The sequence below is a fragment of the Verrucomicrobiota bacterium genome (genome assembly GCA_027622555.1).
Taxonomy (GTDB): Bacteria; Verrucomicrobiota; Verrucomicrobiia; order Opitutales; family UBA2995; genus UBA2995.
In genome coordinates this window covers 1-9,834 of record JAQBYJ010000162.1, presented here as the reverse complement: position 1 = coordinate 9,834, position 9,834 = coordinate 1, and the positions used below count along the sequence as shown (strand labels likewise).

Annotated in this window: 8 protein-coding genes; 2 read left to right on the top strand and 6 right to left on the bottom strand. The window is 44.6% G+C overall.

Annotation, left to right across the window (positions count from 1 at the left end):
• Nucleotides 1–205 precede the first annotated feature (205 nt).
• The gene (locus O3C43_23305) at nucleotides 206–649 is read left to right on the top strand and encodes a helix-turn-helix domain-containing protein (protein ID MDA1069414.1); all 444 of its coding nucleotides are present in this window, start codon (nucleotides 206–208) and stop codon (nucleotides 647–649) included.
• A 52-nt stretch (nucleotides 650–701) separates the two neighbouring features.
• Here the strand turns inward: O3C43_23305 and O3C43_23300 are convergent, their stop codons facing one another.
• Nucleotides 702–1,208: a hypothetical protein gene (locus tag O3C43_23300; GenBank protein MDA1069413.1), complete on the bottom strand. Its 507-nt coding sequence runs from the start codon at nucleotides 1,206–1,208 to the stop codon at nucleotides 702–704.
• A 113-nt stretch (nucleotides 1,209–1,321) separates the two neighbouring features.
• On the opposite strand from O3C43_23300, the gene O3C43_23295 reads away from it, so the two are divergent.
• Entirely contained in the window at nucleotides 1,322–2,725 is a 1,404-nt protein-coding gene (locus O3C43_23295; GenBank protein MDA1069412.1) for a sulfatase-like hydrolase/transferase, read from the top strand.
• A gap of 24 nt (nucleotides 2,726–2,749) precedes the next feature.
• On the opposite strand, the gene O3C43_23290 is transcribed toward O3C43_23295, so the two are convergent.
• From O3C43_23290 to rarD, 5 genes are all read right to left on the bottom strand, one after another.
• The gene (locus tag O3C43_23290) at nucleotides 2,750–4,849 is read right to left on the bottom strand and encodes a protein-disulfide reductase DsbD family protein (protein ID MDA1069411.1); all 2,100 of its coding nucleotides are present in this window, start codon (nucleotides 4,847–4,849) and stop codon (nucleotides 2,750–2,752) included.
• A 168-nt stretch (nucleotides 4,850–5,017) separates the two neighbouring features.
• Nucleotides 5,018–5,395 carry an Hsp20/alpha crystallin family protein gene (locus O3C43_23285; protein ID MDA1069410.1) on the bottom strand — a complete coding sequence of 126 codons (378 nt, stop codon included), beginning with the start codon at nucleotides 5,393–5,395 and terminating at the stop codon, nucleotides 5,018–5,020.
• Between the two features lie 23 nt (nucleotides 5,396–5,418).
• Nucleotides 5,419–5,847 (bottom strand): Hsp20/alpha crystallin family protein, encoded by a 429-nt coding sequence (locus tag O3C43_23280; protein ID MDA1069409.1) that lies wholly within the window; start codon nucleotides 5,845–5,847, stop codon nucleotides 5,419–5,421.
• A 195-nt stretch (nucleotides 5,848–6,042) separates the two neighbouring features.
• Nucleotides 6,043–8,526, bottom strand: a complete 2,484-nt coding sequence (locus O3C43_23275) for a hypothetical protein (protein MDA1069408.1) — start codon at nucleotides 8,524–8,526, stop codon at nucleotides 6,043–6,045.
• 70 nt (nucleotides 8,527–8,596) lie between these two features.
• A complete protein-coding gene (gene rarD / locus O3C43_23270; GenBank protein ID MDA1069407.1) occupies nucleotides 8,597–9,505 on the bottom strand; it encodes an EamA family transporter RarD in 909 nt (302 codons plus the stop codon).
• Nucleotides 9,506–9,834 lie beyond the last annotated feature (329 nt).

The following is a 9,834-nucleotide window of genomic DNA, read 5'->3' as shown; positions in this document are numbered from 1 at the left end:
GCTTCATCAAAAAAGGAAGGTTGATAGCATTTCATATATAACCTTCTTATTGTATATAAGCAACTGACTGTCAATGAGTTAATTTATCAAAGTGCCCTTTAGTATTTAGATGAATTTAGAATGAGCTGCTGATTACTTGCATGCTGCAAGTAAATGAAAGATTACTTACTTGCAAAATGCAACTAAATTTTTAATGGTTTTAAAAATGCCCACTGAAACAAGACCTTGCCGATCTGAATGCCCGATAGCGAATGCGTTGGATATTGTTGGTGACCGGTGGACGCTTGTCCTCATGCGTGACCTGATGTTTCGCAATTTGCATGAGTACAAAGAGTTCCTGGAATCTCCCGAAGGGATAGCGACCAATATTTTATCTGCGCGACTGAAATCTTTGACCGAAGATGGAATTATTAAGAGCATCCCCCACCCGACCAATGGGACCAAAAAACTGTATTACCTAACAGAGAAAGGGAAAACCCTGATGCCTTTGCTCATTGAAATAACACTTTGGGGAACCGAACAAATCCCTAATTCGGCTGCCCCACCTGAAGTGATATCCGCGATGCGAACTAATCGGGAGCTGTTTTCACAGCAGATGTTGGAGATCCTCAATTTGTGGGAAGAGGAGTATCTGAGAGCTACACTCTAATTTTGAGCAACAGCTTTTTAAGGATCCTAAAAAGGATGACCTTCTTGAAACGTCAACCCTCCGATTTGATCAGGGATGCGTATTCCAGAGCACCGAAAACGAGGCTTTGAAATTCAGCTACTTCTTCGGCCAAGGATGGAGTATTGGCCGCAGGCTCGATAGCTTCCATCGCTTTTACGGGTTCTTGCAAGATCATGTAAGTCATGAACAGATCACGATAATACTTAAATTCCGTCGGATCCAATTCAACTGCGGTGTGCAACATATCTGCTGCAAGCCAACGTACGTTTTTGCTCTCTGAGCTGAGATCTTCAATGGGGCCTGCAAATTCAAGGAGTTGGGTAGCAAGACGGTATTTTTCTTCAGCTATTAGTGCGAGCTCTGGAGAAGTCACTTGAGGTTCTACTTCTTCCATTTCTGGCTGTTCCTCGGCGACTGCCAGTGTTTCATCCGGCTGCTCAGCGTCTGGGGTAGTTGTAGAAATTGAGCTGGAAGATTCGCAACCAGCAAACCCAATCAAAAGAATCCCTAACAAAGCTACTTCTATTTTTCTTAGCACTTTAAAGATACCTAAGTTGAAAAATAAAAAGCGCAATAAAAGATTACAAAATTCCAAGGATTGACCTGGAGCGATTACACAAAGAGACTGAAATTCGAAAAGTATCCTGAGTCATGAAGCAATCCCGTCGTAAGTTTATTCAATCAACCGGGACCGTCGTTGGAGCGATGGCGGTTCCACAATTTCTCACCGCGAATTCGCATTCGGACAAGCCGACTAAGAAGCTCAACATCCTCTACTTGTGCTCTGACCAACAGCATTGGCAGGCGCAGGGAGATGTAGATCCATTCTTCGACACACCGCACCAAGACGCCTTAAGAGAAAGATCGACCGTTTTCGAAAACGCGTTTTGTACAACGGCACAATGTTCGCCGAGTCGGTCGTCTATGTTGACAGGCTTCTACCCGCATAAGACTGGAATGATGAATAACAGTAATGCCTCGGGTGGATCAGATATAACGCTCCCAACTATTGGAGCTCATCTTCAAACTGCCGGATTCAAAACAGCCCTATTCGGAAAATGGCATTTGGGAAATGACCCAACAGGCAACGCAGGATGGGACGAGGAAGTTAAGAAAGGTCCCGACGAGAAGACAACCGAGCGGGGTCTGGATTTTCTCACACGCCATACTGAAAATGAAAAACCGTTCGCGCTTTTCCTCATGTATTTAGACCCCCACGATATTTACCACTACAAGCCTGGAATAAGTGTAGTTCACACCGATGACGTAAAATTATCTGACTCGTGGAAGAAACAGAACTTTGATTCGGTTCCGAAAGTGCACCGGGAATTTATGGAGGACAATCAAGGGGAGTTTATGGTAAATGCCGACGAGGAAACCTGGAAAGGATACCGCGACTATTATCGGCAAAAAGTAAAACTGTATGACGACCACGTGGGTAGGGTCGTTCAGAAGTTAAAAGACACGGGTCTATGGCAGAATACTATTGTTATAAATACTTCAGACCACGGGGACATGGACACCTTTCACCGGCTCATTTTCAAAGGTCCGTTTATGTATGACCATATGCTTCGCATCCCTATGTCCATCCGCGTCCCCGGAATCGCCGGAAAAAAGACGGATCATCAATGGGTGAATGTGGACACTGTACCGACCTTGATGGAACTGGCCGGAGCTTCTCCTTTGGAATGCGACGGGGAATCGGCGGTATCGGTGGTTACAGGAAAGGGTTCCTCAAAAGACCGGGACTATGTTATCGGCCAATACTACGGAAAACAAACCTGGGTGAATCCCATCAGGACCATTCGAACCCGCGAGTGGAAATACAATATCTACACCGAATGGGGGGAGGAACTTTACCACCTGGTGGAAGATCCGGAAGAGATTGTTAACCTGGCGAATTCCAAGAAGCACAACGATATCAAACAGGGTTTAAAAAAGAAGCTGGATGATTGGATGGAAGCTCACAACGATCCGTTTTACTCCTTCACAACGACAAAACTCGATAGAAAAGAAGCAGCAACGATTTTGAAAGGAAGCGCGCAGAAGAAGTGAGGTTCGTTTACCGGGTAACTCAACTCACTTCATTTCTTCTAATGCATTTATTACCATACTATTCGTTAGGATTTCCGAGAGGAGGATAGGCTCTTCTTTGCCGGGGAGATAAATGACATTGAGTGGCACTGCAGATTTGCCGTACTTTGCAAGTGCGTCTGCAATAAGGGGATTTTTGTTTGTCCAATCTGCTTTAAGGGTAACAACCCCTTTCTTTTTAAATACATCCAACACTTGCTGAGACGAAAGCACATTGCGTTTGTTAATCTGGCAAGTTGCGCACCAACGTGCGGTGAAATCAATGTAGATAGGTTTATTATTGGAGCGGAGTTGAGCTACTTTTTCTGGCGACCATGGTTGCCAGGATTCATCTCCTTTTCTTGTCCCTAATGCTCCAGCTGAAATAATGATGATAAGCGCCGCAAATTTTGCACGAGTGCGAATCTTGTCTTTCTGCGAAACAATGCCCCATCGCCCGTAGACCCATGCTGCCATGCTAATAAGGGTAAATGCGAAAAATATATTGAGAAACTGTTCGTCATCGACTTGACCGCTCAGAACCCAGAGTAGGTAGCCGACAGTTGCATACAACGGAAAGGCAAGGAATTGCTTGAACGACTCCATCCATGCGCCGGGCTTGGGGAGGTATCTTACGAGGTTTGGTGCGGCGGAAAGGAGGAGGTATGGGGCACTCATGCCAAGTGCAATCATCGTGAAAACACTGAGTGTGCCCATTGTGCTTAATGTAAGCGTAGCTCCAAGTGCAACACCAAGGAGGGGAGCAGAACAGGGAGTTGCGGCAAGCGTAGCAAGCACGCCGGAAAAGAAAGTTCCTGATAATCCAGAACGTGAAGCAAGCGATGATCCTGTGGACATCACGCGCTCACCAACAACAAATACACCGCTCATGTTTAGTGCGAGCAGGAGAAAGAGTGCCGCGATCGCCAAGACAAATAATGGTTCCTGCATCTGAAACCCCCAGCCAGCTGATTCTCCTGTGCTACGTATAAAAATAAGTATGCTAGCCAGAACAAAGAACGAAATCAGTATACCAAGCGAAAATACAATACCATATATGGTGATTTGCCTACGGTCCTCACCCGCAAGATTCGCAAAACCAAATATTTTGATCCCAATTATAGGAAACACACAGGGCATAAGATTGAGTATGAGGCCACCGCCGAATGCGATAAGCAGAATGGAAAATGTGATTTTGGAGGAAATTGGCTGGGTAGTAGAAACAATGGAAGCCGTATCATAGTTTGACCCAAGCTCGTCATTTTCAGAAAACGGAAGATCTATTTTCAAAGCTTTATAAACCCCATCTGAGTCCCAGCCAGATTTGGAGGCCAACACTCCCTTAAACCGGTCTTTCCCTTCATCGGGTTCGTACTCACTTTTCGGAAGGATTAAGGTGAGTAAGCGACCTTCAGCAAGAAAAGTTCTTGGACCTGCGTTGGATACCCAACCGTCCAAAGTAAAATAAGTCGTATCGTGGGTTTCCAAATCAAAACCTTCAGGAGCAAGCACACTGAGCGCGAAAGATTCTCCATTATCGACCACTTTCATTTCCCAACCGTCCAGTTGTTGGGGCAATGCTTCACGGGTAGAAGAAATCGCTGAACCATACCGGCTTCTTTCGGTTTCTTTTGAAAGCTGAAGACTTAATTTGAGATCGGCTGAACCAGGGATACATGCCTCTTTGCACGCCAACCAATCTACACTGGCGGAGAGGTTAACGGTGTCTCCGGAATTTAAATCTTCTGACACTTCCAAATCTACGAGAAGAAAAACCTCTTTCTCATAGGCAAAAGAAATCATATCAAAATAATTGATCCACTGGGGAATAGGCCATTGAAGAGGCCCCGCTGTTATTCCCTCTGGGAGCTTCCAATCCACGGTGGTCGGCAAGCCGGAATCGCCAGGATTTTCCCAATAAGTATGCCAATGGTCCGCCATTTCAAGTCGTATGGCGACCGTGTTGGTTTTTCCTGGAATGAGTGTCTTATTTTCTGAAACCAGTTCTGCTGAAACTTGATCCGTACGGACAATCTGGCAAATTGCTGTTTGAACGCCTGCTACACAAAAGAGCAAAACTAGGGGAAAGATACTAAATTGTTTCATAGAGTATACAATGGGACTGAATCCAGACGGGTTTTATTTCCAGCAATTATCGGAGTATCATACAAATTATAAATTAGACTGAAACAGATTCGCACGCCTATTCAGGTAACAAAATGGCCGGAAAATCAAATTTTCCGGCCATTGGTATGAGATTCTTTCTCAAGATTTCTACTTAATTTTAATTTGCCGCGGCTTGGTCGCCTCAGTTTTAGGGATTGTAAGAGTCAAAATACCTTCCGCCAGCGAGGCTTGGATGCCAGCCTGGTCAACATGCTCGCCCAATCGCAGGCGAAGTTGATAGGTACGATCCCGCGATTCACGATGAAGCGTTTTCCACGACTCTGGTCGTTTGGATGCCACGACACCTTCAAGAAGCAGTTCTTTATCTTCCACGGTCAGATTCAAGTTCTCCTTGGAAACTCCGGGAAGCTCAACTTGAACAACGGTATCTTTGTCAGATCTGTCGACGGTGTACCTTGGCTGATAACATACGGTAGCTTCTGCCTTGTTAATGGGTGTATTAGTACATGTGAGTTCTGTTTTCATAATATTAATAGAATTGGGATATATTAGCTTTTAACTTCGATCTGTAGTGGTTTGGTCGGTTCCGCTTTCGGAATGGTGACTGTCAACACGCCATTGTCGTATTTGGCTGCGACCTTTTCGGATTTCACCGAATCCGGCAGCGAAACAGAACGATGGAAGGTAACCTCGGAGGATTCACCCTTTTCGGCTATTTGACGTGCCCCTTTGAGTACGAGGCGGTCCTTCTCCAACTCCACAGTGATTTCCTTGCGGTCAAATCCAGGGAGTTCTGCTTGGACGAAGTAGTTTTCTTCATCTTCAAACAAATCAATCGCTGGTCGATAAGCATTGGAATCCCAATTGAACAAGGAATTGTAAGAGGACAACATTGGAGAGGGAGTGTTGAAGAAAGATTCAAAATCTCCCCATAGTTGATGATTGGTGTTTGGATATCTTCGAGTTAAGTATTTCATAATTTTCTCTTGGTTAAGGTTAAGTGTTTGATAACCTAACTCTGCCAGAATCGTACCAACAATGTATTTGAAACCTAAGCGTTGTTTAACAATGACTTACAGGAAATCTCATGAATTTATAATGCGCCAACATGTCGCAATATAGATTTCCAATGTGCGCTCTTGTATAATTGCGTCACACTGACGCAATATTCCTTAATCTACAGGGGTCTTTATACCAGGAAGATCTTGGCGAACCTGATCCATGGTTAGTCTGAAGCTGTCAACGGGTAGACTATAGTACCGGACAACATCAACAGGGGCCTTAACAAAACGGGAATCCACGAAACCCTTAATATTTAGACGCACGCGCGTATCTTTGTTAAGTTCATTGGGAGGCAGAATATCGATATCGAGAGAAGAATCCTGCAAATTCGAGAGGGCTTCATCCACCATGCTGTAACGATCATCGGCCTCCAGGAGGTTTTGATCATTCTCGGGGCGGAAAATTTTTAGGTTCATAAATCCAAGTTCACCTTCGGGAGAATAAAGATGACCACGACCCAAGGAAAATTTGTTTTCTTTTAGATCCCATTGAAAAGGTACCACGCCGGAAATGCTTCCCTCAGCTATTCCGATCACTTTTGGAATCAATTGTAAGACCTCATCGGTCAGGATGTTACTCACTCCAATTTCGGATTCGATAAAGAGGTCTTCCGTTCCCATTGAAATATCCGACAATTGGATGAACCCTCCCAATGCGGAAAAAGTAGTATTGGAAATATTAATCCTATTGTTGATTTCAAATTCTGTTTGGAGGTCCGTAATGGGCCAGCCATTTACCTGTACCATAGAGGCTTTAAAAGGCTCAGTTGTCTTCAATTGAAAGGGTTCAAATGATTCAATAATACCGGAATAGCTGCCATTATCCATGACCAGGTTTCCACTGGCGTAGAGAATATCGTCCAAATTAAAATGCACACGCGGAATAAGCGCCTCAGGAGTGAGTTTGAGGACTACATGCCCGGAAAGAACCCCCGTGATATCAAATTCTCCCGTGAACCAATCGGCCATGTTCGGGTAATCCTGGATCGGATAATCTGAAAAACTTAAACGGGCCTCCAGACCGCTATTTGGATTTGCGCTCCTTAGCTCGTAATCAAAACGGAACTCACCCGGATCGAGATAAAGAGTACCCGTTGATAGTTGAGTTGTTGAGCCAGGATCTGGCTTTATGACAAGCTCGGTGGGTCCAATGACGGCAAAGTCACCAATCACTTTAAGGGGAGATTCATTTCCGGGAATCCAATCGACCACAATACCTTCCCCAACCTGTTCGGCATATCGAAAAAGATTCACTTCGCTCAAGTTAACAAACCGGATAAAATCCTGGGGAGCTTCCAATAATTGTGGGATCAGATTATCCGAAAGCATTTGATTGGAAATCTGTGCATTAAGAATGGTCTCTCCGATCTCGGCTTGAAACATCGGAGTCATAAAAATCCCATCTCGTAGCCAAAGATCGATGGAGGAGTCGACGATCATTTGGTTTTGCCAATGCCCATTGACCATCAGATCCACGGTCGAACTGGTCAGTTTCTCACCAAGCTCGCCTCCGAAAAGCATATCCAATCCCAATATTTGAAAATCAAGACCCTCCTCTCTTCCCAATAAAGAAATTTCAAGCGGAGTTTGGTTGCCTGAGTTCTGAGTAAGCTTAAAGGCACCAAAAGTGTAGTTCGGAGAAATTGAAGCCTCATTTAGCCGAAATTGGACGACCGGTCCTGCCTCAACAGAAAGTGATCCTGTCCAATCAAAGGGCGCATCCACGAGCCGAGAAAGTTTTCCACTACCTGCGAAATCGATGGTTGTATGTCCAGGTGTCCAAATAATTGAAGCGACATGATCCGCATCAAGCACATCCAAAGACTCCAGACCGATGGCGGCTTCACTAATAATACCGTGGATTTGTCCTGTTTGGTAACGGAAATCTTCACCTTCGAAGTGGAATGCAGTCTGGAGCCGCCCGGCCGTCCAATCAAAAAGAGGATCTTCGTTTAAAATGTCCCAGATTGCTTGCCCCAATTCAGAGCTTAGGTCCATTTCTCCGGCAATATCTGAAAGTCCGGAATCCCAGTCAAAGAATCCACGCCCTTTGATGGGGTGATCTCGCACCTCGACTTTCACCTCCCAGTTTACGACGGTGTTCTCAATAAACAGCTTACCATCGACCAGGCCTTCAATTTGACGGCCATGATTTTCGTATAAAACCACACCCTCTTCAAATCGGATCTCCACCGGGATGGGAGAAAGAAAGCTTTCTTTTTCCGGAAGAGCCAAGATAGCGTTGTTCACTGACAATATACCTTCAGGAATATGCGCATTAATACCGGCCCAGAGACCATGAACTGTCACCTTGAGCGGTTTATCCTCTCCGTAACCATCGAAAAACGATCCAAATTCAATGGATTCAGCGACCAAATTTATACCGGAAACTCTAAGACTCAGACCTCGAACAACCGGTCGAGACAATCCTTCGATACGAAACTCGATTGAATCTGTTTTAATACCGACCTGTTCCAACTTTTCCGTAAATCGCCGTTCAGCATAGTCCGGAACATAATACCAGGCAGCACAGAAAATCGCGCCTAAAAGCACGATTATTGTGAGCGGAATCCAGATCCTTTTCTTTACTGCCACTATTATGCGTTTGAAAGTTTAATGTTATGACCTTAAGACTAAGAGAGTGTTTTGCCACTTGGTCAATGAATCACAAATCAGGAGACACATCTTTTATTCGAGAGCCGCGCAACGAATCCAAAATGTAAAGTGCAATTCCCGCCCAGATAAATCCAAATGTTACGAGCTTACCTCCAGTGATCGGTTCGTGAAACATCCAAACGGCAACAAAAAACTTCATCATCGGCCCAATAAACTGAATAAAGCCCAAGGTGTTTAGTTGAATTCGAGCTGCACCATAGGAAAAAAGAAGTAGAGGAATTGAAGTGATAAGTCCTGTTAAAATTATCAATCCACGAACAGGGAAAGGATCGTGCAACATGGCTCCTTCTCCCAGGAAGGACATAACCAGCAACGCTATCCCAGAGAGTGGAAAAATAATTGTGTTTTCCACGGCCAAGCCAGTCATGGTACCGAGCGACGTTTTTTTCTTTATTAGGGAGTAAGTGCCAAAGGAAGCCGCCATAGTAAGGGCCATCCAAGGAACCTCGGTGACTTTAATAATCTCATTGAGCACACCGATCGTGGCTAAAATAACTGCAACCATTCGAAGCCTCGACATGGGCTCCTTCAAAACCAAATACCCAATGACAGCATTTACGAGTGGAACAATGAAATAGGCCAGGCTCGCCTGCAGAATTTGCTCATGGGTTACTGCGTAAATGAAAGCGAACCAGTTAAGAGCAAGAAGGATACCGCCTATCGCGTGAATCCGCACCATTGCTTTATTGCGAAAAGCTTGAAGAAAAATGCCTAAACGCCCTCGCACTTTGAGCATCAAAATCAAAAAGGCGAAGGACCAAACAATACGATGCATGAGGAGCTCGTAATGATTGATCTGGTCGAGTAGTTTCCAATAAATTGGAATTAAACCCCAGATAAAAAAAGCTAAGATAGAGGCCAATCCGCCTTTAAACGATTCTCTAGATTTCAGTTGCATAACTGGGGAAACTCCCGATCTCAAGCTGTGCTCAAGATTCTAGAAAGCAAAGTAAATTGTGTTCGAATCATCCGCTTCATGGAAAATTTTTTCTAAAAAAGTATGGTTCATCGACTGAAATAAAATGTATCCACGTTTCGTATACTAAGCAAAATACTGGATACATTCTTAACAACAGGAGAATTGTCGTTGCCTGATTGCGACCAAGGTGATTTAGCTTAATCCCCATATCCAACTACCTACCCGTTATCCTTGCGGGACCTAGCTAGACCCTGTTCGAAAAGCCTTCCGGAAGGAAGGTTTTCTTTTTTTTGGTTCGTAGTTCAGGC

Coding starts and splice junctions, on each gene's coding strand:
- O3C43_23295 (MDA1069412.1), top strand. CDS start 1,322: ATGAAGCAATCCCGTCGTAAGTTTATTCAATCAACCGGGACCGTCGTT.
- O3C43_23305 (MDA1069414.1), top strand. CDS start 206: ATGCCCACTGAAACAAGACCTTGCCGATCTGAATGCCCGATAGCGAAT.
- rarD (MDA1069407.1), bottom strand. CDS start 9,505: ATGCAACTGAAATCTAGAGAATCGTTTAAAGGCGGATTGGCCTCTATC.
- O3C43_23290 (MDA1069411.1), bottom strand. CDS start 4,849: ATGAAACAATTTAGTATCTTTCCCCTAGTTTTGCTCTTTTGTGTAGCA.
- O3C43_23280 (MDA1069409.1), bottom strand. CDS start 5,847: ATGAAATACTTAACTCGAAGATATCCAAACACCAATCATCAACTATGG.
- O3C43_23285 (MDA1069410.1), bottom strand. CDS start 5,395: ATGAAAACAGAACTCACATGTACTAATACACCCATTAACAAGGCAGAA.